At 70.7% G+C, this 26,589-nt stretch carries 21 protein-coding genes and 1 riboswitch; of the genes, 11 read left to right on the forward strand and 10 right to left on the reverse strand.

Annotated features, from left to right (window positions below):
- Window positions 1-5 precede the first annotated feature (5 nt).
- From GQQ92_RS10615 to GQQ92_RS10630, 4 genes are read right to left on the reverse strand one after another with little or no spacing between them, the layout of a single operon-like run.
- The gene (locus GQQ92_RS10615) at window positions 6-929 is read right to left on the reverse strand and encodes a sugar phosphate isomerase/epimerase family protein (protein WP_156999236.1); all 924 of its coding nucleotides are present in this window, start codon (window positions 927-929) and stop codon (window positions 6-8) included.
- Window positions 926-1,759, reverse strand: a complete 834-nt coding sequence (locus tag GQQ92_RS10620; protein WP_232057637.1) for a carbohydrate ABC transporter permease — start codon at window positions 1,757-1,759, stop codon at window positions 926-928. Before GQQ92_RS10620 ends, GQQ92_RS10615 begins: the two co-directional genes overlap by 4 nt.
- A 59-nt stretch (window positions 1,760-1,818) precedes the next feature.
- Window positions 1,819-2,814: a carbohydrate ABC transporter permease gene (locus GQQ92_RS10625; protein WP_232057638.1), complete on the reverse strand. Its 996-nt coding sequence runs from the start codon at window positions 2,812-2,814 to the stop codon at window positions 1,819-1,821.
- The gene (locus GQQ92_RS10630; RefSeq protein ID WP_156999238.1) at window positions 2,811-4,127 is read right to left on the reverse strand and encodes an ABC transporter substrate-binding protein; all 1,317 of its coding nucleotides are present in this window, start codon (window positions 4,125-4,127) and stop codon (window positions 2,811-2,813) included. The genes GQQ92_RS10625 and GQQ92_RS10630 overlap by 4 nt, the downstream gene beginning before the upstream one ends.
- Before the next feature lie 343 nt (window positions 4,128-4,470).
- Here GQQ92_RS10630 and GQQ92_RS10635 point away from each other — a divergent pair, with 343 nt between their 5' ends.
- From GQQ92_RS10635 to GQQ92_RS10645, 3 genes are all read left to right on the forward strand, one after another.
- On the forward strand, window positions 4,471-5,472 hold the full coding sequence (locus GQQ92_RS10635) for an SIS domain-containing protein (RefSeq protein ID WP_156999239.1): 1,002 nt from the start codon (window positions 4,471-4,473) through the stop codon (window positions 5,470-5,472).
- Window positions 5,473-5,574: 102 nt separating this feature from the next.
- On the forward strand, window positions 5,575-6,465 hold the full coding sequence (locus tag GQQ92_RS10640) for a PfkB family carbohydrate kinase (protein WP_156999240.1): 891 nt from the start codon (window positions 5,575-5,577) through the stop codon (window positions 6,463-6,465).
- A 28-nt stretch (window positions 6,466-6,493) separates the two neighbouring features.
- The gene (locus GQQ92_RS10645) at window positions 6,494-7,591 is read left to right on the forward strand and encodes a LacI family DNA-binding transcriptional regulator (protein ID WP_156999241.1); all 1,098 of its coding nucleotides are present in this window, start codon (window positions 6,494-6,496) and stop codon (window positions 7,589-7,591) included.
- Between the two features lie 446 nt (window positions 7,592-8,037).
- Here GQQ92_RS10645 and GQQ92_RS10650 read toward each other — a convergent pair whose 3' ends face one another.
- Window positions 8,038-9,573, reverse strand: a complete 1,536-nt coding sequence (locus GQQ92_RS10650; protein WP_156999242.1) for a hypothetical protein — start codon at window positions 9,571-9,573, stop codon at window positions 8,038-8,040.
- A 299-nt stretch (window positions 9,574-9,872) separates the two neighbouring features.
- On the opposite strand from GQQ92_RS10650, the gene gap reads away from it, so the two are divergent.
- Window positions 9,873-10,871: a type I glyceraldehyde-3-phosphate dehydrogenase gene (gene gap, locus GQQ92_RS10655; RefSeq protein ID WP_156999243.1), complete on the forward strand. Its 999-nt coding sequence runs from the start codon at window positions 9,873-9,875 to the stop codon at window positions 10,869-10,871.
- Window positions 10,872-11,018: 147 nt separating this feature from the next.
- Here the strand turns inward: gap and GQQ92_RS10660 are convergent, their stop codons facing one another.
- The gene (locus GQQ92_RS10660) at window positions 11,019-12,383 is read right to left on the reverse strand and encodes an MFS transporter (protein WP_156999244.1); all 1,365 of its coding nucleotides are present in this window, start codon (window positions 12,381-12,383) and stop codon (window positions 11,019-11,021) included.
- Window positions 12,374-12,468, reverse strand: a riboswitch (TPP riboswitch). It overlaps the preceding gene by 10 nt.
- Before the next feature lie 451 nt (window positions 12,469-12,919).
- Between GQQ92_RS10660 and GQQ92_RS16805 the strand changes: the two genes are divergently transcribed.
- A complete protein-coding gene (locus GQQ92_RS16805; protein WP_232057639.1) occupies window positions 12,920-14,335 on the forward strand; it encodes a hypothetical protein in 1,416 nt (471 codons plus the stop codon).
- A 30-nt stretch (window positions 14,336-14,365) separates the two neighbouring features.
- On the opposite strand, the gene GQQ92_RS10670 is transcribed toward GQQ92_RS16805, so the two are convergent.
- The 4 genes from GQQ92_RS10670 to GQQ92_RS10685 form a co-directional block, all read right to left on the reverse strand.
- Window positions 14,366-15,163 (reverse strand): MOSC domain-containing protein, encoded by a 798-nt coding sequence (locus GQQ92_RS10670; RefSeq protein ID WP_156999245.1) that lies wholly within the window; start codon window positions 15,161-15,163, stop codon window positions 14,366-14,368.
- A 247-nt stretch (window positions 15,164-15,410) separates the two neighbouring features.
- Window positions 15,411-17,189, reverse strand: a complete 1,779-nt coding sequence (locus GQQ92_RS10675) for a S8 family peptidase (RefSeq protein WP_156999246.1) — start codon at window positions 17,187-17,189, stop codon at window positions 15,411-15,413.
- A gap of 224 nt (window positions 17,190-17,413) precedes the next feature.
- The gene (locus GQQ92_RS10680; protein ID WP_156999247.1) at window positions 17,414-18,289 is read right to left on the reverse strand and encodes an NAD(P)H-binding protein; all 876 of its coding nucleotides are present in this window, start codon (window positions 18,287-18,289) and stop codon (window positions 17,414-17,416) included.
- Between the two features lie 193 nt (window positions 18,290-18,482).
- Window positions 18,483-19,055: a TetR/AcrR family transcriptional regulator gene (locus GQQ92_RS10685; RefSeq protein ID WP_156999248.1), complete on the reverse strand. Its 573-nt coding sequence runs from the start codon at window positions 19,053-19,055 to the stop codon at window positions 18,483-18,485.
- A 158-nt stretch (window positions 19,056-19,213) separates the two neighbouring features.
- Between GQQ92_RS10685 and GQQ92_RS10690 the strand changes: the two genes are divergently transcribed.
- The 6 genes from GQQ92_RS10690 (at window position 19,214) to nikE (ending at window position 26,588) form a co-directional block, all read left to right on the forward strand.
- Entirely contained in the window at window positions 19,214-20,890 is a 1,677-nt protein-coding gene (locus tag GQQ92_RS10690) for a CocE/NonD family hydrolase (protein WP_232057640.1), read from the forward strand.
- Window positions 20,890-21,348 (forward strand): DUF3237 domain-containing protein, encoded by a 459-nt coding sequence (locus tag GQQ92_RS10695; protein ID WP_156999349.1) that lies wholly within the window; start codon window positions 20,890-20,892, stop codon window positions 21,346-21,348. Before GQQ92_RS10690 ends, GQQ92_RS10695 begins: the two co-directional genes overlap by 1 nt.
- 61 nt (window positions 21,349-21,409) lie before the next feature.
- Window positions 21,410-23,059: an ABC transporter substrate-binding protein gene (locus GQQ92_RS10700; RefSeq protein ID WP_156999250.1), complete on the forward strand. Its 1,650-nt coding sequence runs from the start codon at window positions 21,410-21,412 to the stop codon at window positions 23,057-23,059.
- 42 nt (window positions 23,060-23,101) lie between these two features.
- Window positions 23,102-24,046: an ABC transporter permease gene (locus GQQ92_RS10705; protein ID WP_232057651.1), complete on the forward strand. Its 945-nt coding sequence runs from the start codon at window positions 23,102-23,104 to the stop codon at window positions 24,044-24,046.
- A complete protein-coding gene (locus tag GQQ92_RS10710) occupies window positions 24,043-24,906 on the forward strand; it encodes an ABC transporter permease (protein WP_156999252.1) in 864 nt (287 codons plus the stop codon). The genes GQQ92_RS10705 and GQQ92_RS10710 overlap by 4 nt, the downstream gene beginning before the upstream one ends.
- Complete coding sequence (gene nikE, locus GQQ92_RS10715) at window positions 24,903-26,588, forward strand: nickel ABC transporter ATP-binding protein NikE (protein ID WP_156999253.1); 1,686 nt, start codon at window positions 24,903-24,905, stop codon at window positions 26,586-26,588. The genes GQQ92_RS10710 and nikE overlap by 4 nt, the downstream gene beginning before the upstream one ends.
- The last annotated feature ends 1 nt before the right edge of the window (window position 26,589 follow it).

Below are 26,589 nucleotides of genomic sequence, written 5' to 3' on the forward strand. Positions count from 1 at the left end.
TTCGATCAGGTGGTGGCGGAGGTCTCGAGGGCGGCTTCGATCATCGCGAGCGAGCGGGCGAGCACGGGCTTCGGATCGAGGGAGTACGACCCGTCGCCGAAGAGCTCGACCGTGATCGGGCCGGCGTAGGAATGTCGGCCGAGGTCGGCGAGGATCCGTGCGAGGGGTAGTTCGCCCTCGCCCCACGCGAGGTGTCCAGCCGGCGCGCCGTCGATGAGGTGCACGTGTCGGACGCGCTCGCCGAGCCGATCGAAGTAGGCGTCGACGTCGTCACCGGCGACCGAAATCGCGACCGTGTCGAGCGCTACGCCGAGGTTCGGCGCGGCGACGTCCGCGAGCATCCGCGCCGCGTCGCCGACGGTGTTCACAAGGTTCGACTCCACGCGCTGCAACGGTTCGAGCACGCAGTCGAGCCCGAGCGCACCGGCGTACCCGGCGATTTCACCGATCGCGTCGACCGATCTCTGCCACGCCTCGTCGCGCGGCGCGCCCTCGAGCCCGCGGCCGGGAGTGAGGAACAGTCGGGTGGCGCCGAGTTCGCCCGTGAGTTCGGCCGCCCGGCGGAACATCGTGACGCTCGCCGCGCGAAGCCGCGTGTCGGGCGACGCGACGTTCACGGGGTACATCACCTGCTCGGGTGTGAAGCATACGATCGAGAGCCCACGATCCGCGGCCAGGCGCCGGATGCACCGTGCCTCGGCGTCGCTCGCCCAAGGCACGTGCAAATGCGGGGCGATGCCCCACAGCTCCACGTGCGTCCGGCCGAGCTCGGCGAGGTCGTCGAAGCACTCGACGAGCGGCCGGTGTTGATACGCGAAGTTCGACCCGGTGACCTGGCCGAGGGTGATTGGCGTGCCCGCGATGACGTGAGCCCTCGGCACGGCATCCGTTCCGCTCGCGGCACGCGACTCGGTCGTGGCATCCGTCATTTGCCGATGCCCTCGGAGAGCCCCTTGACGAAGTATCGCTGGCAGATGAAGAAGAGCACGACCACCGGGAGCGCCGCAATGACCATCCCCGCGAACACGACGGGGTAGTCGGTGCCGTGCTTGCTCATGAGGCTCGTGAGTCCGACCGGCAGCGTCTGCATGTCGGTGCCGCTCGTGAACACCATCGCGAACAGGTACTCGTTCCACGAGAACAGCACGTGCAGGATCACGACCGAGATGATGATCGGCTTCGACATGGGCAGGATGATGCGCCAGAACGCCGTCCACCGGCTCGCGCCGTCGACCTCTGCCGCCTCGTCGACCTCGCGCGGCAGGTCTATCATGTACGCCCGGATGAGGAAGGTCGTGAACGGGATGCGGAACGCGGTGTAGAGAATGAGCAGCGCCCAGAACGTGTTGTAGAGCCCCATCGACTGGAACATCTTCACGAGTGGCACGAGCGCCACCGTGGGGGCGAGCATGAGCCCGCCGAGAATGAACCCTGCGGTGGCACCGCCGAACGGAAGTCGCACGCGGGTCAGGCCGTAGGCCGCCCAGGCACTGATGAACACCGTCGTGATGGTCGACGTCACGGTCACGAGCACGCTCGCGGCGAGGTAACCGCTCACGCCACGATTCCAAGCGTTGACGTAACTCTCCCAGCTCCAGTCGAGCGGCAGCGCGAACGGATTGCCGAACAGCTCGGTGTTGGTCTTGAAGCCGTTCATGACCATCCAGAGCAGCGGGTAGACCACCACGACGACGAGGCCGAGAAGGAACGACCAGATGAATACCCGGCCGACGATGCCGAGGAATCCAATGTGCGACACGCGTGGGTTCCTGGAGCGTCCGGCTGCGGGGTTGACGTTCGGGTTCACGGTTGTGGCGGTCACCATTCCACCCTTCTGCGACGGGTGTACCAGAGCTGAGCGACGGCGATCGCGAGTGTGATCACGAAGAGCACGGTGGCGATCGCTGCCGCGTAGCCGAAGTCGTTCCGCACGAACCCGTTGCGGTACAGCCAGGTGCCGAGCACCTGGGTCGAGTTGTTGGGGCCGCCGCTGGTCATCACCATGACCTCGTTGAACACCTGGAACGCGCCCGAGATCGTGACGATCATCATGAGGCCGGTCATCTCGCGCACAAGCGGCATGGTCACGTGGAAGAAGCGGCGGATCGGACCGATGCCGTCGAGAGAGGCGGCCTCGTACAGCTCCGACGGGATGCGCTGGATCGCGACGGCGAACAGCAGGGTCGAGTATCCGAAGCCCTGCCATTGGCTCATCGCGATGATCGAGACCATCGCGGTGCTCTCCTGCCCGAGCCACGGCTGGGCGAGTGCGCCGAGGCCGATCGCATCGAGCACGTGGTTCAGTAGGCCGAGGTTCGGCTCGTAGATGAAGTAGAAGAGCAGACCGGCGACCGTGAGCGAGATCGCCGACGGAACGAAATAGATCGCCCGCAGCGACTTGCGCCAGCGGGTGCTGCGGAGGCTCTCGATGAGCGCGGCGAGCACCAGGGCGCCAGCCACCTGGAACACGATCGACAGCACGGCGTAGAGCACGTTGTTGCCGAGCGAGGTCCAGAAGACCGGATCGCCCGCGAGCTTGACGTAGTTGTCGAGGCCGACAAACGTCTGGGTGCCGCTGTAGATGTCCCACTCCATCGTGGAGAACCCGAAGTTCTGGACGAGCGGGAGGTAGACGAACACCGCGATGACGACGATCGCGGGCAGCACCCAGGCGAAGCCTCTGAGGTGGCGCAGACGGGAGGCGCCGGCGGGCCGACCCCGAGGCCGGCCCTTGCGCGCCTTCCTGCCGAGCACCACGGCCGTGGTGTCTGTGGAGAGGAAGGGGCCGGCCGCGGCCGACCCCTTCGTGGTCACTGTGCTGATGAGTTCGCTCCTTGCACGCTCTCCATGACCTGCTCGGGCGTGGAGCTTCCGCTGATGATCGCCTCGCCGCCGGCGAGCCAGGCGTCGGCGACCTCGGGAACGGTCACGGTATCGAGCCAGATCACGATCTGCGAGGCTTCGTTGACCTTCGTGATGCCCTCGAACACGGCCCTGCTCGAGGTCTCCTCGGTGACGGCGCCGACGACCGTGCTCGGCTGACCGTACGGCGGCGACGAAAGGGTCTTGGCGTTCTCGTCGTTCGTCACGTATTTCATGAAGTCCACCGCGAGGGCCGCTCGCGGTGACTTGGCGTTGATGAGGTAGCCCTCGGGGGATCCCTCGATCGCGCCGGGGTCGCCCGGCGCGCCCTCGGGGGCCGGCAGCTGGAAGATGCCGAACTCGTCGGGCGTCAGGGCGTTGCCCTCGGCCGTGACCGTGTCGAACTCGAGGATCTCCTGGTAGTACATGGCCGCCCGGCCGCCGGCGAGTGCCTCCTGAGCGGTCGTGTACAGCACCCCGTTGGTGCCCGTGCCGCTGTTAGTGCAGTCGTCGACGAGCGTCTTGAACTGCTCGAGTGAGGTCAGGTAGCCCGCGTCAGTCCACTCGGCCGTGGCGGGGTCGAAGTCGGCGTGGAGCACGTCGGTCGGCACGTTATACGCGAAGAGCTGCTGCAGGTAGTGCAGTGCCGGCCAGCCGTCCTTGTTGCCGAAGGCGATCGGCTCGTATCCGACGTCGCGGAGCGGGCCGCACGAGTCGATCAGCTCTTCGAACGTGGTAGGCACCTCGATGCCAGCCTCGGCGAAGGCCGCCGTGTTGTAGCCCATGAACTTGCCGTTGTTGTAGAGCGGGACGCCGTAGTACTTGCCGTCGATCGCGAAGGCGTCGAGTGAGGCTTGGCCGAAGCGGTCACCCCATTCCGTGCCGGGGGCGATGACCTCGCTGAGGTCGGCGGCGAGGCCTCCGGTGATGAAGTTCTCGGCCCAGTCGCCGGTCCAAGTGAAGTAGATGTCGGGCAGTGCGCCGCTCGCGGTGAGCGTCTTGGTCTTGTCCTTCACCGACTGGTCGGTCTCCTGGATGAGCTCGACATTTACGTCGGGGTGCTCGGTTTCGTAAGCCGCGGCGATGTCCTCGAAGTACGGGCCGAGAGGTTCGCCGGCGAACTTCGTGAGGATACTGAGCGTGCCCGAGTACTCGGGCTCCGCCGTGACGTCGGCGGCGGGAGCGGGCTCGCCGCCGGCGCAGCCGACGAGCGCCAGGGCCGTGGCCGCGGCGAACGCGGCCGCGGTGAGACTGCGTGCGTGCATGGTCTACCTCTTCTCAGGAGTGGAACTCGAAGGGGGATCGACGGCGCCGGGCGCCCACCGATCCGCCGTTGGTACCTCGGTGCTGACTTGGGAGCCGAATGTACAGGAAACCTGATACCGGTACCAGTCCCAATTTCCCTACCGGCCGCCTCGTGCCAGTCTTCCGTGCCTGATTCCGCACTTTCACTGTGCGAGCAAGCCTTGAAGTACATGGGACTTTTCACCATGCTTGCGAAAGGAGTTGACGGCCCTGCATGCATCGTGTCAGCATTGGCGCCATCTGATACCGGTACCACATTGATAGTTGCCGGCCGGCAGTGATCCCACTCGAAAGGACAACCGAATGCTCGGCTTCAAGGAGCCCGAATTCCGCAGCCAGACGGCCAGTGCCGTCGGGCTCCGCCCCAGAATCGAGGAGCTTGTCGACCGACTGCTCGACGAGGGCATCGACAACGTGCTTCTCGTCGGCGCGGGCGGCACCTATGCCCAGATGTGGCCGTACGAATTCCTCGCACGCCAGAAGTCGGTGCTCCCGGTGCGCTCGGCGATTGCTGCCGAACTCATCGAGTCCGGCGACGCGTCGCTCGGCGAGCGCACGCTCGTTGTGGTGACCTCGGTCACGGGCACCACCGATGACGTCATCCGAGCGCTCGAGTACGTGCAGCGATTCGGGGCGAAGACCGTCGCCTTCACCGGGTACGCGACCTCGCCGATCGCCCTGAACGTCGACCACGCGCTCATCTCCGAACCGAAGACATGGCCGTTCGACATGCAGCTGCTTCTGCTCGTCGGCCGTATCCTGCACCGGCGTGGCGAGTTCGACGGCTATCCCTCGCTCGCTGATGAGCTCGAGCAGCTGCCCGACGCGCTCGTCGTCGCTGCCGAACAGGCCGAGCCAGTCGCCGCGGCGTTCGCAGAGGCCCACAAGGACACCGACTACTACTTCCTCATCGGTGGCGGGCCGCTCTGGGGGTTCACCTACCTGTACTCGATGTGCATCCTTGAGGAGATGCAGTGGCTGCGCACTACGCGCGTGCACAGCGCCGAGTTCTTCCACGGCTCGCTCGAGCTGCTCGAGGAGGACACCGCAGTCATCGTATTCCAGGGAGAGGACGAGACCCGCCCGATCACCGATCGTGCCGAGTCGTTCGTCAAGCGCATCTCGAACGACGTGTCCGTCTTCGATACGCGCGACTACGCGCTCGACGGCTTCAGCCCCGAGAACCGGGCGCTCATCGCGCCGATCGTGCTCGACACCGTGATGGGCCGCGTGAGCAAGCACCTCGAGCGCGTACGCGGGCACTCGCTCGACCTTCGGCGCTACTACCGCGTCATGGAGTACTGAGCGCGCACTGCGTGCGAATGGCGAGACCGGGCTCTCGAGCCCGGTCTCGCCGCAGCCGAGCGTCGCAAGGCAGCGGCGCGGAGAACTGGGATCGGAGAGCTCATGCGAGTACTGGGGTTCGGGGACAACATCGTCGACCGCTTCCTCGACAGGGGGATCGACTACCCGGGCGGCAACGCCGTCAACGTGGCGGTGTTCGCGAACCGGCTGGGCGTCGAGGCATCCTATGCTGGCGTGTTCGGCAGTGACGAGCTAGGGGTGTTCCTCCGTGCCGCGATCGAGGCCGAAGGGGTCTCGACCGAGCGCAGCATCGTTCGAGACGGTGAGACAGGCGTCTCGACGCTGCGGGTCGACGACGGCGACCGGGTCTTTCTCGGCTGGAACGGCGGGGGCGTCACGGTGCGCGAGCCCGTCACGCTCGACGAGACCGGCCTCGCGCAACCGAGCGGCTTCGATCTCGTGCACTCGAGCGTCTATTCGGGCGTCGAGACCGAGCTGCCGCGACTGCACGAGACCGGCGTGCTTGTGAGCTACGACCTGTCCAGCGAGCCCGAATTCCGCAGTCCCGACTACCTCGATCGGGTGGCGCCTCATCTCGACCTTGCGCTCGTCTCCTGCTCGGGACTCGAAGACGCCGATGCGCGCGCCTTGCTCGACGAGATCGTGCAGCGCGGGGCATCTGTCGCTCTCGGCACACGTGGCACCCACGGGGCGCTCGTGTCCGACGGTCGGGTTCGGCTAGAGGCGCCGGCCCGCGTCATCGACGATGCCGGGGCGTTCGTCGACACCATGGGCTGCGGCGACGCGTTCCTCGCTGGCTTCGTTGTCTCTCTGTTCGGCGACGGGTGGAGTCGCCGTACACCCCCCGATGTTGAGGCCCTCGCGCATGCACTCGCGGCTGGGGCGGATGCAGCGTTGACGCAGTGCTTCGTCGAGGGAGCCTTCGGCCGGGGCCGCCCGGTGGGCGACGCCGTCGCCAGTAGCATGTGGTGAGCTGGTGAGGCGTAAGGAGGGCGGGTCGATGACGGTCGAGCGATCCGCGCCTCCCACTATCTCCGAAGTTGCAGCCGAGGCCGGAGTCGGCCGTGCGACCGCCGCTCGCACCCTGGGAGGCTACGGCTACGTCAGCCCCGAGCTCCGCTCGCGTGTGCTCGCCGCTGCCGAGCGGCTCGGATACCGCGCCAACGCGCTCGCCCGCAGCATGTCGACGGGTGTCAGCCATACGCTCGGCGTGATCGTGGCCGATATCGGCAATCCGTTCTTCGCAGGCGTAGTTCGCGGCATCTCCGACGCGTCGAGGGCGCGGGGGTTCGACACTATCGTGCTGAGCACGCACGAGAGTCTCGACGAGGAGATCGCGGCCATGCACGTGCTCATCGACAAGCAGGTCGACGGCATCGTCGTCGCCTCGGCCGCGCTCGGCCCGAAGACAAGCGCGCACATCGCGGAGGCGTGGTCCCGGGGCATCCCCGTCGTTCTCGTCGATCGTGCAGTGCCGGGCCTCGAACTCGATGCCGTCGTCATCGACAACCGCGAGGCGGCGCGTGAGGCCGTCACGGCGCTGATCGCCGCCGGCCACCGTCGCGTCGGGTTCGTCTGGGGCCCACCGATTGCCGGGCGACCCGATCGCCGCCGCGACCTGGTCGACGCGGCCGCGCGCAACCTCTGGACCGACGGCGAGCGCCTCCGTGGGTATCTTGACGCGCTCGACGACGCAGGGCTGCCGTTCGACGCGGATCTCGTGATGGTGGGCGAGAAGACCGAGGAGCGGGCCATCGCCGAGGTCGAGCGGATGCTGGGACTCGACGATCGCGTGACCGCCCTGTTCTGCACCGAAACCGACGCCGTCACCGGCGCGCTTCGCGCCATCCGTGCCACCGGATTCCGCGTACCTGCCGATGTTTCGCTCATCGGGTTCGATGACAGTTCGTGGGCGGCCGTGATGGAGCCACCGTTGACGATGATCGAGCAGCCGATGCTCGCACTCGGCACCAGGGCCGCCGAGGTGCTGCTTGCGTTGATCGATGGTGCCCCGCGTTCGCAGCCGGACGGCGCGTTCCGGCATACGTTGGACACGCGCCTCGTCGAGCGTTCCTCGGTCGCGCCGCCCAGCGCATAGGTGCTGGCTCGTGGATGGTGCGTAGTCCCGTGGAGGCGACACACCGGTCCGGTATCTGCGATGCGTTGTTCCCCGCTCCGGCGCGACGTCTGGGTGGCGAAAGTGGGCTTCGTGAACCTTGTGCAAGGTGCTGAGCCGCGGAGTGTCGGTGGCTTGGGCCGGTGCGAGTCTGGTGGCTGTTGGGGGCGGCCGGGCCGTCTCACCCACCGCACCCGAGCACGAGCCCTCAACGACGACCTCACAGCACCCTGCGTTGCAACCAACCACTGACATTGCGATGTAGCGATGTAGGGATGTAGCGATGTAGCGCTGGCTTTCGAGGAGATATCCGCCCCGCCCGGGGGAGCCGCCCGAGAGGCCGCGCAGCAGGCATCGGCCTCTGCAACGGAGCGGGCGCCCGGTGGAATCCACCGGGCGCCCGCTTCTGTGCGCTACGAGAGCGTGCGTCAGCCCTTGACGCGGATCGCGCGGCGCGCGCCGAAGGCGATGCCCGCGAGTGCGAGCAGCGCGGCCGCGAATGCGGCCAGCGGGAACGCGTCGAACCCGGTCGCGGCGAGGCCCGACGAGGTGTCGGAGGCCGCCGCGGTGTCGGTGCCCGCGGTCGTGCTCGAGCCGGTCTCGGCGTCGTCGCCGGCGGGGGCGGCACCGTCGTCGGTCCCGGGATCCGTGCCGCCGCCGGTGCCGTCGGTGCCGTCGGTGGCGGTGCCGCCGTCGGTGCCCTCGCCGTCGGTGCCCTCGTCGTCGCCGCCGTCGACCGGGGCCGCGCCGATGATCACGGGCGTCGAGGCGACCTCTTCGCCGTCGAGCAGCACGACGATCTCGTGCTCGCCCTCAGGGGTGTCCGTGGCGATCGTTCCGTCGGCCGAGAAGGAGCCGTCGGCGTCGGAGGTCGTCGAGGCGATCGACTGCGGAGTCGAGTGCAGTTCGACCTCGTACTCGGTGTCGGCGGCGAAACCGGTGCCCGCGACGTTGATCGATCCGCCCGGGATCAGCGAACCGCTGACGGTCAGCGACGTGGCCGGCACGACGGGGCCCTCGTCGGACTCGCAGTTCGAGTCGACCGTGGCCGACGCGAGCAGGGCGTCACCGTGCGCGGGGCCGGTGCGGACCTCGACGACGTGATCGCCCGAGTCCTCGGCGAACGCGTAGCTCTTCGACTCGTCCTTGTTCTCGAAGACCGCGAGGATGTCCGTCATCGTGCCGTCGACCCAGACGATCGCCGAGTAGGTGCCGTTCACCTTCGAGGCGACCAGCTCGTCGTTCGTGAGGGTGACGACGGCGGTGCCGCAGGTCGTCTCGGTGTCGACCGTCGCGGCGGCGGCGAACTCGCCGGTTGCGCACGCGGTCGTGCCGTCGGCGACGACGCTCGTGGTCGGTTCCGCGCCGAAGCCCTGGTACGCGGTCACGCTCACCGAGTAGGTGTGCTGGCCGTACGTCTCGGTGCCGGGCGTGCCCTTCGCGAGCGAGAGCGCCTCGGAGTAGTCGGCGCCGAAGGCCTCGGCGTCGACCACGGTCGCACCGTCGATCTCGACCGTCACCGTGTTCGGCGCGGCATCCGCCGGCACGGCAGGGGTGACCAGCACGGGGTCGACGGCCGCCTTGCCCTCGACGTCGACGTGCTTCTTGCTCACGCCCGTGTACTTGTAGTAACCCCAGTCGTAGATGTCACGATCGCCGACCCACTTGTGGGTGAACCGGGTCTCGCCGGTCGCGTGCCAGCCAGTGAAGAACCCCAAGGTCCAACGCTCGTACTGGTAGTCGGTGTGGCTGACCTCGGCGACCGCCGGCTCGCCGGGCGTGTACACGGCCTCGGCGCCGGGCTCGACGGCGTAGCCGGACAGGTCGATCGACAGGGCGTCGCAGGTGCCGACGACGAGGTTCGACGTCGAATCGGTGACGGCGGATGCCGGAGCTGCGGTTCCGGCGAGGGCGAGGCCGGCGCCGAGCACGGCGACGACCAACGCGGGGAAGGTGCGCTTCATGGGTTCCTTCGGGATAGGGATGCGTTCGGCGAGACGCGACGTCTCGGCAAGGGTTCCCCGAGAGCCTACGGACGGACCGCCGCCCGTCGGCAGGAAAACAGCGGATGCCCCCCGGACTGGGGGCGGAGGGGGCGTGGATCGACAGCCCACGGACCGAATGCACCGTGAGCGGCGTGCCCCACGGCGAGGGATGTCTCTGGCGAGAACCTTGCGCAAGCTGTCGTCCGAGCCACTCCCGCGATCGGGCGAGGCGAAGCATCGTTGACGGGTACCGCCCCTGACGAAAGGAACCCCCTCCCATGACCCGCATCGCCGTCAACGGATTCGGACGCATCGGACGCAACACCCTCCGCGCACTCCTCGAGCGCGACTCCGACCTTGAGGTCGTCGCCGTCAACGACCTCACCGACCCGAAGGCGCTCGCGCAGCTGCTCCGCTTCGACAGCACCGCCGGCCGGCTCGGCCGACCCGTCGAGGTCGACGGCGACGTGCTCGTCGTCGACGGCCGCCGCATCAGGGTCCTCGCCGAGCGCGACCCCGCGAACCTGCCGTGGGCCGAGCTCGGCGTCGACCTCGTGCTCGAGTCGACCGGCCGGTTCACCTCGAAGGAGGCCGCCTCGGCGCACCTCGCCGCCGGCGCGAAGAAGGTGCTCGTGAGCGCCCCCGCCGACGGCGCCGACGTCACCCTCGTCTACGGCGTGAACACCGACGCGTACGAGGCATCCGCCCATTCGATCGTCTCGAACGCGTCGTGCACGACCAACGCGCTCGCGCCGCTCGCGAAGGTGCTCGACGACCTCGCCGGCATCGAGCACGGCTTCATGACGACCGTGCACGCGTACACGCAGGAGCAGAACCTGCAGGACGGCCCGCACCGCGATCCGCGCCGTGCACGCGCCGCGGGCGTGAACATCGTGCCGACGACGACGGGCGCCGCGAAGGCCATCGGGCTCGTGCTGCCGAACCTCGACGGACGGCTCTCGGGCGACTCGATCCGCGTGCCCGTGCCGGTGGGCTCGATCGTCGAGCTCAACACGACCGTGTCGCGCGACGTGAGCCTCGACGACGTGCTCGCCGCCTACCGCGCCGCCGCGGAGGGCGCGCTCGCGGGCGTGCTCGAGTACTCCGAGGACCCGCTCGTCTCGGCCGACATCACCGGCAACCCGCACTCGTCGATCTTCGACTCGGCGCTCACCCGCGTCGACGGCCGCCACATCAAGGTCGTCGCCTGGTACGACAACGAGTGGGGCTTCTCGAACCGCGTCATCGACACCCTCGAGCTGCTCGCGCGCGGCTGAGCGGCCGGCCGGTCGAGGAGCGGAGCGTCTCGAGGCCGCCCGCCGGTCGAGGGCGGAGCGTCTCGAGACCCTCCGCCGGTCGAGGAGCGAAGCGTCTCGAGACCCCTCCTCGACCTCGGCCGCCGCGCTGCGCCGCGATGCGCCGCGCTACGCGACCGGCTCCCGTGATCGGCGGGCGATGAGCGCTCCGACGATGCCGAGCACTGCACCCGCGACCATGAGCGCCGCGACCGGCCACCAGTGACCCGTCGTCGCGACGAGCCAGGCTGCGAGGAGCGGGGTCAGGCCGCCGCCCACGATCGCCCCGGCCTCGCGCCCGATCGTGATGCCCGAGTAGCGCACGCGCGCGTCGAACAGCGATGTGAACCACATCGGCTGCACGCCGTCGGCGGCCGCGTTCACCACGCCGATCGCGAGGGCGACGACGCCGATGACGAGCGCCGCCGATCCCGTGTCGAGCGCGAGGAACAGGGGCACGGCGATCACGGCCAGCCCGCCGAGCGAGGCGACGGTCAACCGAACGGGTCCGACGCGTTCGCCGACGCGCCCCCAGATCGGGCATGCGACGACGGCGATGCCCGCGCCGACGAGCAGGGCCGTCAGCGTCACCCACCGCTCGAACCCCAGGCTGGCCGCGTAGCTCAGGCAGAACACCGACACGAGGTAGAACGTCGTGTTCTGCCCGGCCCGTACAAGGAACACGGCGAGCACGTTGCGCGGCTGCCGCAGTGCGTCGGCGAGCGGATGCCGCGACGTGCGTCGCTGCTCGAGCAGCGCCGTGAACTCGCTCGAATCGTCGACCCTGCGGCGCAGGTACACGCCGACCCCGACGAGCACGAGGCTCGCGAGGAAGGGCACGCGCCATCCCCACGCGAGCAGTTGCTCCTCGTCGAGCGCCGCCACGAGCAGCACGAACGCCAGGTTGCCGAGGATGAGGCCGAGGTACAGCGCGCTCTGGATGAGCCCGCCGCGCCTCCCTCGGTGCTCGGGGGAGCTCTCGAGCGCGAGCAGCACGGCGCCGCCCCACTCGCCGCCGGTCGCGGCGCCCTGCAGGAGCCGGAGCCCCACGAGCAGCGCGGGCGCGAGCGCCCCGATCTGCGCGTACGTGGGGAGGAGCCCGATGAGGGCGGTGGCGATGCCCATCAGGAGCAGCGTGGCGAGCAGCGTCGTGCGCCGGCTGAACCGGTCGCCGAGGTATCCGGCGGCGAGCCCGCCGAGCGGCCTGGCGAGGAACCCGGTCGCGTAGACCGCGAACGAGAGCAGCACGCCGGTGAGCGGATCCTCGCCCGGGAAGAACAGCGCCGGGAACACGAGCGCCGCGGCCGTGCCGTACAGGAAGAAGTCGTACCACTCCAGCGCGGTGCCGATCGAGGCCGCCGCGAGGGCGCGCCGGGCACGCGCCGGCGGGTGTGCGCCGGGCGGGGCGGCGGGCTCGCCGGGGCCGGGCTCGCCCGGATCGGCGCCGAGCAGGGTCGGCGGGTGGGCAGGGTCGACGTACGCGCGATCGCTCATCGCGACATCCCTTCGCTAGTCCGAACTAGATCAGGTTCGACGGGTGTGATCTCAGCCGCGCAGCGCGGCACCCCGTGTCACTGTCGGCGAGCCTAGCGGCTCCCGCGCGACGGACGCGATTCTGCGTTGCTCGTCGCGACCCCTCGCGCGCCAGATGCAGGAAACGAGGACCCATCCTCGCTGTGAGGAGGGGATGCCTCCTCGTTTCCTGCATCTGCGACCCCGCCGGTCGAGGAGGCGCCCCGGCCTCGCCGGTCGAGGAGGCGCCCCGGCGCCGTCTCGAGACCCAGGTGCCATGGTCTCGAGACGCTCCTGCGTCGCTCCTCGACCGACGCTCCTGCGTCGCTCCTCGACCGACGCTCCTGCGTCGCTCCTCGACCGACGCTCCTGCGTCGCCCTCAGCCCGAACCTGCTGCGTCGCGACTCGACCGGCGACGGCGGATTCCGCGGGGGATCCCCCGCGCGCGGCGGCGCTCTCGTAGGATCGGGACTGCGCTTCGGCGCCGCCCCAACCGCCCCCACGGCCAGGAGCCCCAGTGAGCACATCCGCCGACGACGCGACCCCCGGTCGTCGCGCGGCCGCGCGCGCCTCGACGGCGACGCAGCGGCGCGCGGTCGAGGGCGGGCCGTTCCGGTACCACGTGTGCTCGCTCGAGCCGGGCGGCGAGTACGAGGAGGTCATCGTCGAGGTCGGCGCCGACGAGGGCCCGCGCTTCTTCGCGACCGACGACGGCGCCCGCATGACCGAGGTCGCCGAGCGCTACGTCGAGGTCCGTCGCACGAGCGAGATCCGGTCGATGCACGAGCTCGACCTCGACGAGATGGTCGAGCTCGAAGACGAACTCGGATTCGCGAGGCCCGTCGCCGGCTTCGACCCGCGCGACGATCCGGCATGGACCGAGTACCTCGACGTGGTGCGCGCCCCTGCTCCGGTCGACGCCGACCAGGACACGGCGGCGGATGCCTCGACCGACGACCTTGCGGAGCCGGATGCCTCGCCCGACGGCGCCATGGTGGCGGATGCCTCGCTCGACGACGTCATGGAGGTGGATGCCTCCCCCGACGACGTCATGGAGGCGGATGCCTCGCTCGACGAGGCCGATCCGCTCGACGAGGAGACGACCGTCGAGGCGACGACCGCGCCGAACGAAGATGACGCCCCTGAACCGGCCGATGCCGGGGAACCGACGCACATCGGGGAGGATGTGGAGATGACGATGGAATCCGACGCCGACTGGACCTTCGAGCAGTTCGAGGCGGTGGTGGCCGGCTCGGCTCCGGCGGCCGCCGCACCGTCCGCGCCCGCACCCGTCGCGGCGTCGCCCGCTCGGCCCGGCGCGCCCGCGTCCGCGCCGACGTCCGCAGCCCCGGCAGCACCACCAGCACCTGCAGCAACGCAGCCCGCCGCGCCCGCCGCGCCACAGCCCGCCGCACCCGCCTCGACGCCGACCCACGCGCCGGCCGCCCCCGCCGCCCGCGCATCGCGGGTCGCCTCGCCGGCGCCGGTCGAGCACGAGCAGGCCCTGCAGATCGGGCTCGCACAGGGCATCGCCCACCTCGCGCACCGCGACCAGACCGACAAGCACGGTGCGCCCTACATCGACCACCCGGGCCGGGTCGCCGAGGCCTTCGACCCGGTGGGCCAGCCGGTCGAGGCCGCGGTGGCGTGGCTGCACGACGTGCTCGAGGACACCGAGCTCACCGCCGATGCGCTGCGCGGCGCGGGCGTCTCGCACGAGGTCATCGACGCCGTGCAGGTGCTGACTCGCACGCCGGGGCTCGCCGACGCCGACTACTACGCGCGCATCCGCGTGCACGCCGTCGCCCGTGCGGTGAAGCTCGCCGACATCGCCGACAACACGGCGCCGTGGCGCCTGCGCAAGCTCGATCACGCGACGCAGGCGCGCCTCGCCGAGAAGTACGCCCTGGCGCTGGCCGCACTCGGCGACTGACCCCGACGGGCGCGTCGGCCCGCGCGGACGTCAGCCGATCGAGACCTCGTCGCCGACGGCGATCTCGCCCTCGTTCTGCGGCACGAGCAGCACCCCGAACCAGGTCTTGCCGTCGCGGCGCCGATGCTTCGAGAGCGTGCGGATCGGCTCGAGCCCGCGCTGCAGCGTGACGGGGTCGATGCCGGTCATCATGCAGCGGTCGCATCCGGCCGCGACGCGGAACCGCACCTCGCCGAGCCTCACGAACCCCCAGTCGTCCTCGGCGAAGGGCTCGTCGCCGTCGACGACGACGTTGGGGCGGAACCGCAGCATGTCGAGCTCGGGGGCGCCCTCGTCGGTCCACGCGTTCAGGGCGGCGAGGGATGCCTCGGACGTGAGCAGCAGCGGGCCGGCGTCGGCCAGCGACATCCGGTCGCCGTCGTGTCCGCCGTGTTCGTCGCTCACGGTCCGCACCGTCGGATCGGGCTGCCACACGAGCCGCACGGGCGCTCCGAGCTGCTCGCTCAGCCAGTCGTCGGCCTCGGCGCCCGCGGGAAGCGCGGTGCCCTGGCGCGAGACGCCGACGGCGACGGGCGCGGCATCCGTCGGCACGTCGACGCGGAGCGGGTCGGATGCCGCGCTGCCGAGCAGCACCCCGCCGTCGGCGAGGGGCTCGGCGGTGAGTCCCAGCATCCGGTTGCGTTCGCGGGCGGTGACGGTGCGGCCGGTCTCGTCGATCACGGCCCACCGCCGGTCGGCGGCGAGCCCCCACGGCTCGACGCGTGCGGAGCGCACGTCGAGCCCGCCGAACGACTTCACGGGGTAGAGGCGGACGCGGTTCAGGTGCATGCGAACACGCTACCCGCGCCACGCGCCTGTCCTGCACGGCCGGCGCGCCCGCATGCCCCCGCATGCCCCCGCATGCCCGCACCCCCGCCCGCTTCGCATGCTCGAACTCAGGAAAAAGGGCCCCATCCCGCCCTGAGAGGGGGGATGGGGCCCGATTTCCTGAGGATGCGACCGCGCGGGCTGCAGAGCTGCCGGCGCACGGCCTGCCGGCGCACGGCCTGCCGGCGCGCGGCCTGTCGGCCGCGAGCTACCGGCCCACGGCCTTCAGCGCGTTGACGATGCCGTTGCCGTAGAACCCGTTCTGCGCCTTGGTGCCCTCGCAGGTGTGGGTCGCGGTGAGCGTCGAGCCCGCCGGCGTGATGCGGGTGTACGTGAACGCGGCCGGGGTCGGGCACGCCGTGTCGACGGCGGTCTGGCGCAGGCGCGCGTCGACGATCGACGCGGGCAGGTACTTGCCGCCCCGGATGAGGTCGGGGATGCCGTACTTGCTCACGATGAGCGCGGCGACGCCGGCGGCGTGCGGCGACGCCATCGACGTGCCCTGCAGGTACTGGTAGTACCCGCAGGTCGTGCCCGCGGCGTCGCAGCTCTTCACGACGCCGTCGACGAGTACGTTGCCGGCCTCGTCGATCGCGCCCTCTTCGAGTGCGAGGGCCTGGGGGTACGCGGCGAGGATCGCCTTGCTGATGTCGCGCGTGTTGCCCGCGGTGTCGTAGACGTCTCCGCCGGGGGCGGCGACATCCACGTAGCCGTTGCCGTAGTCGGAGTAGTACGCCTTGCGCTTGGACTCGCCGGTGCTCGAGACCGAGATGACGCCCTTGCCCTCGGAGGGCATCGACGTGCAGGTGGCGGGGTCGAGCAGGTCGCGCGTGTAGGCGACCTCACCCGGGACGTCGGCGAAGTCGGGGCTGCCCGCGTCGCTGATGACCTTCGTGTAGTCGGTCGCGCCGTTGCCGGCCGCGGAGACGAGCGTGACACCGCGGTAGCGCGCGTAGTCGAGCGCTCGCTGCATGGCCTTGACGATGGTCTGCTGCTCCTGCTGGTCTTCGGGGGAGTCGGCCGGGTGGCTCGAGCAGTTGAACAGCCACGGGTCGACGTAGTAGCTCATGTTGACGACGTCGACGCCGATCTTGCCCGCGTAGGTGAGGGCGTCGATCGACGGCTGCAGGAAGAAGTACCCCGAGTCCTGGCCGGCGCGCAGGTTCACGAGCTTCACGTCGGGGGCGACGCCGGCGATGCCGATGCCGTTGATGGGCGAGCCGATCGTGGAGGCGACGTGCGTGCCGTGCCCGTTCTCGTCGACGTTCGCCGCGTCCTCGCAGGAGCCGTCGGCTTCGTCCTCGCAGGGGCCGTCGATCGTGTCGCCGTTCGCGTCGACGGGGATGTCGACGGTGAAGTTGCGGCTCTTCTTCGCGTCGAAGTTGGGCGCGATGTCGGGGTGGGTTCCGTCGACGCCGGTGTCGAGGATGCCGACGAGCACCTTGCTGCTGCCGCGTTCGACCTTGTAGGAGCCGTCGACGGTCGCGCCGATCTGCTGCATGTCCCACTGGAGGGGCGCGAGCGGCTCGGCGGTGAGCGTCTGGCCGCCCTTGCCCTTCTTGGCGGCGGAGGCGGCGGGTGCGGCGGGGGTCGTGCCGCCGCCGGCGCGCACCTCGGCTTCGGCCTCGTCGAGCTTCTTCGCCTCTTCGCCGCTGACGGCCTCGTCGGGCACGTCGGCGATGACGCGGTTCTGCGCGGTGCCCTCGATGGCGCCCTGGGCGAGCGCTTCGGCGGCGAAGTCCGCGTCGGTCGTGCGCACGGTCGCGACGCCGACATCGGTGTTCTGCGTGACGATCGTGCCGCCGGCTGCGGTGACGGCGGCCTCGGCGGCCGCCGAGGAGGTTCCCGTGGCGAACAGCACCACGTATTCCTGTTCGCCGACGTCTTGGCTGACGTCTGCGGTGAACGCGCTGGCGGGTGCGGCGGCGAGCGCCGTCAGCCCGAGCGCGATCGCCGATGTTGCGGCGATGGTGCGGAATCTACGCATGACTCTCCTTACATCGAAGCGTTTTGCGCGAGCATGGCACCCCCGAACTGGGTACATCAAGGGGTTGCGACGATGTCGCACGATACCGGCGGAACGTGCAGAGAATCGGCGTGACCGGGTCTTCCGCACGCAGGCGGTGAGGTGCTAGGAGGCGGCGCGAACGGCGGATGCCGCGGGGCCGGTCGAGTGACCCGAGCCCCGCGGCATCCGCCGTCCGCCGTCGTTCAGGCGGTCGCGGTCGAGGGGTCGAGCGCGGCGCGGAGCCCGTCGACGAGCGGCGTCGTGGGGCGACCCGTGAGGCGGGAGACGCCGCCGGTCGGCACCTCGAGCACCCCCGCGCCGATGCCGGCGTCGAGCGACGTGACGAATCCGATGGTGCCGGCGTCGAGTCCGGCCGCCTCGAGCGCCGCGGCCTGCTGCTCGGCGGTCAGCGGGGTGTAGGCGACCTCGCGGCCGAGCACCTCGGCTGCGGCGGCGGCGATGTCGGCGTACGTGAAGGCCTCGTCGCCCGAGAGCTCGTAGACCCGGCCGAGGTGGCCGCCCTCGAGCAGCACCACGGCTGCGGCATCCGCGAGGTCGGCGCGCGTGGCACCCACGATGCGACCCTCGCCGGTCGACGACGAGACGACGCCGGTCTCGGCGGCGCGCGCGACATCCGCGGCGTAGTTCTCGATGTACCAGTTGTTGCGCACGATCACGGCGGGCACGCCCGACTCCGCGATGAGCTCTTCGGTGGCCTTGTGCTCGGGGGCGAGCGGGTAGTCGGCGGTCGTCGCGTTCGGCGCGCTCGTGTAGACGAGCTTCGCGACGCCGGCGGCCTTCGCCGCGTCGATCACGTTGCGGTGCTGCGCGATGCGCTGTCCGACCTCCGACCCCGAGATGAGCAGCACGGTGTCGACGCCGTCGAGGGCTGCGGCGATGGTCTCGGGCTTCGCGTAGTCGAGCGTTGCGGTGCGGATGCCGCGGGCCGCGACATCCGCGAGCTTCGAGGTGTCGCGTGCGCCGGCCACGATCTCGCCGGGCTCGGCCCCGCGGGCGAGCAGGGCGTCGACGACGAGGCGGCCGAGGTGGCCGGAGGCGGCGGTGACGAGGATGGTCATGCGGTGTGGTTCCTTCCGGTACTCCGCGCGGTTCGCGGTACGCAAGGGGCAACCGGATGCCGCGGGCCGGGCATTCCCGACGCGACGCGGGGCGTCACGATTCGGAGGCGCCGCACAGCCGGTCGAGCGCGTAGCCGGTCGCCCGCGAAGCCGGAGCGCCTGCCCGAAGCCCGCACAGCCGGTCGCCCGCCGCTCAGAGCGTCGCGAGCAGCGCCTCGGCGGCGGCGCGCGAGTGCACGGCGCGTGCGGGGTCGGCGTCGAAGTCGCCGAGGAACACCGAGCCGAGCGCCGAGGTGAGGATGCTGTAGGCGGCGGTGACGCAGGCCTCGCGGCCGGCGTCGGGGTGTGCGCTGGCGACGAGGTCCGCGAGCTGCACGCGGGTGGCCGTGTAGGCGGTGGTGAGCACCTGGGCGATGTCGGGGGTGACCCGGGCGAGTTCGACGAGGCCGAGCACGACGGCGTTCTCGCGGTCGGAGGTGCTGAATTCGGCGCCGAAGAGGTAGTCGAGCGCGCCGGCGAGGTCGGCGACGTCGGTGGGCAGGATCGAGACGGGTTCGCCGTCGGGGTCGGCAAAGACGGCGAGCGCGGTGTCGTGCAGGAGGCGGTCGCGGTTGCCGACGAAGTGGCGCACGTGGCCGCGCGACATGCCCGCGGCATCCGCGATGCGATCGAGGGTCGTGCCGTGGATGCCGTGCTCGGCGATGGTCGTCATGGTGGCGTCGATGATCTGCTCGCGACGCTCGGCGGCGACGGACGGACGTGCCAATGCGGCTCCTCTCGGGCGGGCCGGCGGGGCCGACTGCAGCCGAGTGTAACGGCTGCATAAAGTCTAGTCTAGTCAGACTTGACTAACTATTGAGGGAGCCGTAGCGTGACCGTCACATCGCTCCCGATCCGGGTCCGATGCCCCGAGAGGAGACCTCCGTGCCAGACATCCTGCGCATCCCCCCGGCGCCCGAGAGCCCGGCGTCGTTCCCGGCCAGGGTGCGCATGCGCGACGGGGTTCGGCTGGCCGCAGACGTCTACCTGCCGGGCGCCCCCGACGAGGCCGACGCGACGCCGGGCGACACCGTGCTGATCCGCCTGCCCTACGACAAGTCGGGCGTGTACTGCTTCATCCCGCAGATCGCCGAGTACTTCGCCCGGCACGGCTACCGGGTGGTCGCGCAAGACGTGCGGGGCAAGTTCCGCTCGGAGGGCGACGCGCTCCTCTTCGTCAACGAGGTCGACGACGGCCACGACACCCTCGAGTGGATCGCGCAGCAGCCCTGGTCGAACGGCAACGTCGCGATGTGGGGCGACAGCTACTACGGGTACACGCAGTGGGCCGCCGCCGCGAGCGGACACCCGGCGCTCAAGGCGATCGCGCCGCGCGTGACCGGCACCGGCCTCGGCGAGCCCGTGCGGCCCGATCCGGCCACGCGCACGCGCCGCATCGAGTGGGGCGTGACCTATATGTATCCGCTCACGCAGTTCTTCGAGAACGACGCCCTGCACTGGGAGCCCGACTGGGAGCGTCGCGACTTCGCCGCCCAGGCCGAGGAGTTCATGGCCGAGGTCGGCCGCCGCGGCCTCTCGTACGACCAGTGGTACCCGCACCCCGTGCTGCTGCCGCGGTTCCCCGGCGGCAGCCCGTTCGCCGGCAGGTCGGTGCCGACGCTGCACACGATCGGATGGTGGGACAACTGTGCTCCGCTGTCGTGGGCGGATGTCGCCGCGATCGCCGCGCACCCCAACTGGGATGCGCACCACCACCTGCGCATCGAGTCGATCGACCACGAGAGCTTCCGGCTGCTCGAGGCCGATGAAGACCGCGTGCCGGAGCGCAGCGAGCAGCAGATCCTGGACCTGCTGCCCCGCACGCTCGACCCGGCCATCGCGTTCTTCGACGTGTTCGTGCGCGGCAACGGCACGGCCGCCGACCTGCCGAAGGTCGTGTGGAGCCTCGCGGGCACCGATGAGCTGCGCACCGAGCCGAGCTGGCCGCCGGCCGGGGTGCGCAGCGTCGCCCTCCGCGCCACGTCCGACGGCGGGCTCACGGCCCGGCCCGGCGCCGCGCCCGAGCCGGCCACGACCCTCGAGTGGACGCACGACCCCGCCGACCTCGTGCCCTCGAGCGCGCCCGACGCCTTCTCGTTCCTGCTCGCCCGCCCCGACGAGTCGCCCATCGGCGACCGCGACGACGTGCTGCGCTTCGACGCGGCGGCGGCGACGGCGGATGTCGACCTCGCGGGCCCCGTGTCGGCGCGCGTGCGCGTGGCATCCGACGGTCCGGTCATGGACTGCTTCGTGCGCCTGCTCGACGTCGCCCCCGACGGCACGGCGCTGCGCATCGCCCGAGGGCAGTTGCAGCTGCGCGACGCGACCGAGCCGGGCGTGCTCGAGATCGACCTCGGGCAGCTCGGCTACCGCCTGCGTACCGGGCACCGCCTGCGGGTGCACGTGTCGAGCAGCGACTACCCCGAGTTCCTTCCGCAGCCGGGCACCGGCGCCGACCCGTGGACCTGGGGCGAGACCCGCCCCAACCGGCAGCAGCTCGTCGTCGGCGGCGCCGACGGCCTCAGCCTCACCCTCACCGTCCTCGAAGGAGACCTCCCGTGATGCATCCGACGCTCGAGTACGTGTTCGAGATCCGCGCCACCATCGACCGCGACCTGCACATCGGCCGCGGACCCGACGAGCAGCTCTCGTTCACCCCGATCACCGGCGGCAGCGTCTCGGGGCCGCGCCTGAACGGCGAGGTGCTGCCCGGCGGCGGCGACTGGGCCGTCGAACGCTCGGGCACCGCGCAGCTCGAGGCGAGATACCTGATCCGCGCCGACGACGGCGCGGTCATCGACATCCTGAACCGCGGCTACTTCCGGGCGACCCCCGACATCCTGCGGCGCATGGACGCCGGCGAGCAGGTGCCCGAAGACGAACCGGGCCTCTACTTCCGCACGGCACCGGTGTTCCAGACGGATGCCGCGCCGCACCGCTGGCTCGCCGAGCACCAGTTCGTGGGGCTCGCACGGGATGAGGACGACCAGGTCTGCATCCGCGTGTTCCTGCTCGCCTGAGCACCCGCACCGCTCCTGCCCCACCCCCGTACCCCCGCATCACCGACGAACGGACAAGACCATGAAACGAACCGGAATCGCCGTGGGCGCCGTCGCCTGCGCGACCATGCTCGCACTCTGCGGCTGCACGCCCCGCGGCGGGGCCGACCCCGACGGGGACACCGCCGAGATCACCCTCGTCGACGTGCTGCCGGCGGCGACGCAGCCCGTGGACGACGTCACCTGGGCCATCGTCGAGGGCGAGCCCGCGACCCTCAACCCCGCGGCATCCGCGAACCTGATCGTGCCGAACCTGTGCGACAACCTGTTGTCGTTGCAGCCCGACTTCTCGATCGCGCCCGGCATCGCCGAGAGCGCCGAGTTCGTCGACCCGGTGACCTTCGTCATCACGCTGCGCGACGACGTCGCCTTCTGGGACGGCAGCCCCGTGACCGCCGAAGACGTGGCCTGGAGCCTGCAGCAGAACCTGAACCCGGCCTCGCAGTGGTTCGGCGCGTTCGCGCTCGTCGTGCCGGATGCCGCGGCCGGCATCGTCGCGACGGGGCCGAACGAGGTCACCGTGCACTTCGTCGCCCCCGACTCCACGTTCCGCGATGCGATCGCCGGACAGGGCGGCGCCGTCATGCAGAAGGCCTTCGGCGAGGCGGCCGGTCAGGCGCTCGGCACCCCCGAGGCCGGACTCATGTGCACCGGGCCCTACGAGCTCGCCCCGGGCGCCTGGACGCCGGGCGGCGACATCGTGACCACCGCGAACGAGCAGTACTGGAACGGCGCGCCGCTCGTGAAGACGCTGACGTACACGTTCGTGTCCGACAGTTCGACGCTCGCGACCGCGCTCACCCAGGGCGAGATCGACGGCGCCATCAACGTGTCGCCCGGAGCCCGCGCTGTGCTCGAGGGCGACGGGGCGGGCACGCTGACCGTCGGCCACTCGACCGCGTCGTACAGCTTCGGCCCGGCATCGGCCACGGGTGCGGGCGCGAATCCGAAGATCCGCGAGGCCCTCAGCCTCGCGATCGACCGCGACCAGTACCTCGAGACCGTCGCGAACGGCCTCGGAACCGTGCAGAAGACGATCGTGCCCGAGTTCTCGTTCCAGGCGATGACCGAGGCGCCGATCTACCAGGCCGGCTACGACGCGCTCGCCGAGCCGAAGGTCGACCTCGACGCGGCGAAGGCCCTCGTCGAGGAGAGCGGCGAGGACACGAGCGTGCCGCTCGTCGTCGCCGTGCCCGCCGGCGCCAAGGAGTTCGCGCAGACGGCGACCATCATGCAGAGCGCCGCGAAGCAGATCGGGCTCGACCTCGAGATCGACGAGATGCAGGCGGCCGACTTCGGTGCCCTGTTCTACGACCCCACGAAGCGCGAGGGCATCGACTTCGTCGCCACGCAGGGCTACCTCGAGACGCCCGGCGTACTCGGCTACCCGTCGCTGTTCATGCTGCCGGCCGACCAGGGCGGCGTCTTCAACTGGAGCGGCTACGACAACCCCGAGGTCACGCAGCACCTCCAGGCCGCGCGCAACGCGGTCGACGAGAAGACCGCCGCCGACGAGTTCGTCGCCGCGCAGGAGATCTTCGCGCAGGACTACCTGCAGGTCACCCTCGCGGGCACCTACCAGCTCACCTACCTGAACGACGACCTCACCGGAGTCACCACGTCGGTCGCCGCGTACAGCAGCCCCTGGGCGCTGCACCTCGGCGGCGAGTGAGTCCCGGACGCGAGTGAGACGAGGACCGGCCACGTGAACGCCATGACCCGGATGCTGCTGGAGCGGCTCGGCGGCCTGCTGCTGACGCTGTTCCTGGCGAGCATCGTCATCTACTCCGCCGTGCTGCTCACGGGCGACCCGATCGCGGCCCTCGCGGGCGGCGCGAAGCCGACGCCCGAGCTCATCGACCAGATCCGCCTCGAGTACCACCTCGACGATCCGGTGTGGGCGCGGTACTGGGATTGGCTGACCTCGGCGTTCCAGGGCGACTTCGGCCGGTCCTTCGTCTACAAGACCGACGTGATGACGCTCGTCGCCCCGCGGTTCGTCATCACGCTCCAGCTGGTCATGGTGACCGTGCTCCTCATCCTCGTGTTCGGGGTGGGCTCGGGCGTCGTCGCCGCGATGCGCGGGGGAGCCGTCGACCGCACGGTCGGCGTGCTCACCTCGCTCGGCATGGCCCTGCCGACCTTCGTCGTCGCGATCCTGCTGATCTGGATCTTCGCGAAGACGCTCGGCTGGTTCCCCGTGTACGGCGAGGGCGACGCCGGCTGGGACCGCCTGTGGCATCTCGTGCTGCCGGCCGTCTCGCTCGCCGTGCTCTTCGTCGCGTACATCAGCCGGGTCACGCGCGGCTCGCTCGTCGCGCAGCTCCAGTCGGAGCACGTCGACACGGCCCGGGTGCGCGGCATCCCGCGATCGCGGATCTTCGGCGTGCACGTGTTCCGCAACGCGTCGCCGCAGATCCTCGCGATCACCGGCACCACGATCGCCGGCCTGTTCGCGGCGTCGGCGATCGCCGAGGTCGCGTTCGGCCTGGGCGGCATCGGGTCGCTGCTCGTGCAGGCCGCGGCCCGTGCCGACCTCCCGGTCGTGCAGATCGTCTCGCTCCTGCTCGTCACGATCTTCGTCGTGCTGAACGCCGCGGCCGACCTGTGGAGCGCCCTCATCGATCCGACGAGCGTCGGCGGAAGGAGCGCGGCATGAGCGTCGTGCAGATCGCGAACGGGGCCGTGCCGGCCGTCGCGCGCCGGGCGGCGAAGCGGGACTGGGTGTTCCGCATCGCGCTCATCGTGTTCGGCGTCATCGCGGTGCTCGCCGCCATCGGGCCGTGGATCGCGCCGTATGACCCGACCGAGCTCTACGTCGGCCCCGTGAACGGCGCGTCGAGCCTCGCCCACCCGCTCGGCACCGACGACGTAGGCCGCGACATCCTGTCGCGCGTGCTCGTCGGCGCCGGCGCGAGCGTCTTCGCGCCCATCGGGGTCGTGCTCCTGTCGACGCTCGCGGGCGTCGCGCTGGCGCTCGCCGCGGCGTGGTTCGGCGGCTGGGTGAGCGGCGGCATCGCCCGGCTGATCGACGTGATCTTCGCGATCCCCGGCATCGTGATCGCCGTGCTCGCGGTCGCGGTGTTCGGCAAGGGCCTGCTCGCACCGGTCGTCGCGCTGTCGATCGCGTACATCCCGGTCGTCGCGCGGCTCGTGCGCACGGCTGCGTCGCGAGAGCTCGGCAAGCCGTACACGGCCGCGCTGCGGGTGCAGGGCGTGTCGAGCCCGGCGATCTGCTTCCGCCACCTCGTGCCGGCGCTCGTGCCCGTGGTGGCGGCGCAGACCGCGATCGGGTTCGGCTACGCGATGCTCGACCTCTCGGCCATCTCGTACCTCGGCCTCGGGCAGCAGCCGCCCGCGCCCGACTGGGGGTCGATGATCGCCGCCGGTCAGGCGGGGCTGCTGTCGGGGGCGTTCGAGCAGTCCGTGTATCCGGCGATCCTCGTGGTCGTCACCGTGCTCGCCGTCGGCGTCATCGGCGCCCGCGTCACCACCTGGGCCGAGGAGAAGGAACGATGACCCGACCGGTACTCGAGATCGACGCGCTCGACATCTTCGCGCCGACCGCGGGCGACCCGCGCCAGCTCGTGTTCGCGAGCACGCTCGACGTGGGCCGCGGCGAGGCGGTCGGGCTCGTGGGCGAGTCCGGCTCGGGCAAGACGCTCACGGTGCGCGCGGTCGCGGGGCTGCTCCCCGAGGGCTTCACGACCGTCGGCGGCATCCGCATCGACGGCCGGGATGTCGGTGACATGCCCGCGCGCGAGCTGCGCGACCTGCGCGCACGGCGCCTCGGCATGGTGTTCCAGACGCCGCGGGCGCACCTGAATCCGCTCCGCACGATCGGCGACTTCATGACGGAGGCACTCGTGCACGTCGCCGGCACCAAGCCGGCCGCGGCGAACCGGCGCGCGCTCGACCTGCTCGACGAGGTCGGCATCAGCGATCCGGGGCGGCGTCTGCGCCAGTACCCGGCCGAGCTCTCGGGCGGGCTGCTGCAGCGCGTCATGATCGCGGCGACCCTCGCGATGGATCCCGACATCCTGCTGGCCGACGAGATCACCACCGCGCTCGACGTGACCACGCAGGAGGAGGTCATGGCCGTCATCGCCGACCTGCGCACGCACCGCGAGCTGTCGATGCTGTTCATCACGCACGACCTCGCGCTCGCGGGCGCGGTCTGCGACCGGGTGAACGTCATGCAGCACGGACGCATCGTCGAGACGCTGCGCGCGAAGACGATGCGAGAGAACGCCCGCGAGGAGTACACGAAGACGCTCATGGCGGCCTCGCTCGACGAGGCGCCGCCCATGCGCGCCGCCGGCGACGAGGGTGAGCCGATGCTGCGCATCGAGCGCCTGCGCAAGTCGTATCGGGTGCGCCGGGCGGGCCGCGGCAAGGAGACGCTCGTCGCGGTCGACGACGTCTCGCTGCAGCTGCGCCGGGGCGGCTCGCTCGGCATCGTCGGCGAGTCCGGGTCGGGCAAGACGACCGCGGCCCGGATCGTGGTCGGCCTCGAGCGGGCGGATTCGGGGGTCGTCGCGGTCGGCGGCAAGGACTGGAGCACCCCGGCGCGCGGCGGACGCGAACGCCGGCGCCGCGCGAAGATCGCCCAGATGGTGTTCCAGGATCCGTACCAGTCGCTCGACCGGAGGCAGACCGTGCGGCAGTGCCTGACCGAGGCGATCCGCGTGCACCGTCCGCGCGAGACCCGGGCCGAGCTCGACCGGCGCATCGGCGAGCTCATGGGCCACGTGCGCCTCGAGGAGGCGCTGCTCGACCAGCGCCCGCGGGCGCTCTCGGGGGGTCAGCGCCAGCGCGTCGCGATCGCGCGGGCGCTCGCGGCCGACCCCGTGCTGCTCGTGCTCGACGAGGCGGTGTCGGCGCTCGACGTCACCACGCAGGTCGAGATCCTCACGCTGCTCGACGACATCCGCCGCAGCACCGGCGTTGCGCTGCTCATGATCACGCACGACCTGACCGTGATCCGGCGCCTCTGCGACCACGTGATCGTCATGCGGCAGGGACGCGTCGAGGAGCACGGCACCGCCACGGACATCCTCGACGCGCCGCAGGCCGAGTACACCCGATTGCTGCTCGACTCGATTCCGCGTGCAGGATGGACTCCTCGCCGACGACGGCTCGGCCGCACCTCGTCGCTGGCGACGGTGACCCGCAGCACCCAGACGCAGAACGGACGGTGAC

The organism is Agromyces terreus, from assembly GCF_009749465.1.
GTDB classification, from domain to species: Bacteria; Actinomycetota; Actinomycetes; order Actinomycetales; family Microbacteriaceae; genus Agromyces; species Agromyces terreus.

Excerpts from the sequence above, each read along its gene's own strand:
- GQQ92_RS10640 (WP_156999240.1), top strand. The coding sequence starts at position 5,575 with ATGCGAGTACTGGGGTTCGGGGACAACATCGTCGACCGCTTCCTCGAC.
- GQQ92_RS10645 (WP_156999241.1), top strand. The coding sequence starts at position 6,494 with ATGACGGTCGAGCGATCCGCGCCTCCCACTATCTCCGAAGTTGCAGCC.
- GQQ92_RS10670 (WP_156999245.1), bottom strand. The coding sequence starts at position 15,163 with ATGCACCTGAACCGCGTCCGCCTCTACCCCGTGAAGTCGTTCGGCGGG.
- GQQ92_RS10660 (WP_156999244.1), bottom strand. The coding sequence starts at position 12,383 with ATGAGCGATCGCGCGTACGTCGACCCTGCCCACCCGCCGACCCTGCTC.
- gap (WP_156999243.1), top strand. The coding sequence starts at position 9,873 with ATGACCCGCATCGCCGTCAACGGATTCGGACGCATCGGACGCAACACC.
- GQQ92_RS10700 (WP_156999250.1), top strand. The coding sequence starts at position 21,410 with ATGAAACGAACCGGAATCGCCGTGGGCGCCGTCGCCTGCGCGACCATG.
- GQQ92_RS10615 (WP_156999236.1), bottom strand. The coding sequence starts at position 929 with ATGACGGATGCCACGACCGAGTCGCGTGCCGCGAGCGGAACGGATGCC.
- GQQ92_RS10705 (WP_232057651.1), top strand. The coding sequence starts at position 23,102 with ATGACCCGGATGCTGCTGGAGCGGCTCGGCGGCCTGCTGCTGACGCTG.
- GQQ92_RS10635 (WP_156999239.1), top strand. The coding sequence starts at position 4,471 with ATGCTCGGCTTCAAGGAGCCCGAATTCCGCAGCCAGACGGCCAGTGCC.
- GQQ92_RS10650 (WP_156999242.1), bottom strand. The coding sequence starts at position 9,573 with ATGAAGCGCACCTTCCCCGCGTTGGTCGTCGCCGTGCTCGGCGCCGGC.
- GQQ92_RS10630 (WP_156999238.1), bottom strand. The coding sequence starts at position 4,127 with ATGCACGCACGCAGTCTCACCGCGGCCGCGTTCGCCGCGGCCACGGCC.
- GQQ92_RS10710 (WP_156999252.1), top strand. The coding sequence starts at position 24,043 with ATGAGCGTCGTGCAGATCGCGAACGGGGCCGTGCCGGCCGTCGCGCGC.
- GQQ92_RS10680 (WP_156999247.1), bottom strand. The coding sequence starts at position 18,289 with ATGACCATCCTCGTCACCGCCGCCTCCGGCCACCTCGGCCGCCTCGTC.
- nikE (WP_156999253.1), top strand. The coding sequence starts at position 24,903 with ATGACCCGACCGGTACTCGAGATCGACGCGCTCGACATCTTCGCGCCG.
- GQQ92_RS10675 (WP_156999246.1), bottom strand. The coding sequence starts at position 17,189 with ATGCGTAGATTCCGCACCATCGCCGCAACATCGGCGATCGCGCTCGGG.
- GQQ92_RS10695 (WP_156999349.1), top strand. The coding sequence starts at position 20,890 with ATGCATCCGACGCTCGAGTACGTGTTCGAGATCCGCGCCACCATCGAC.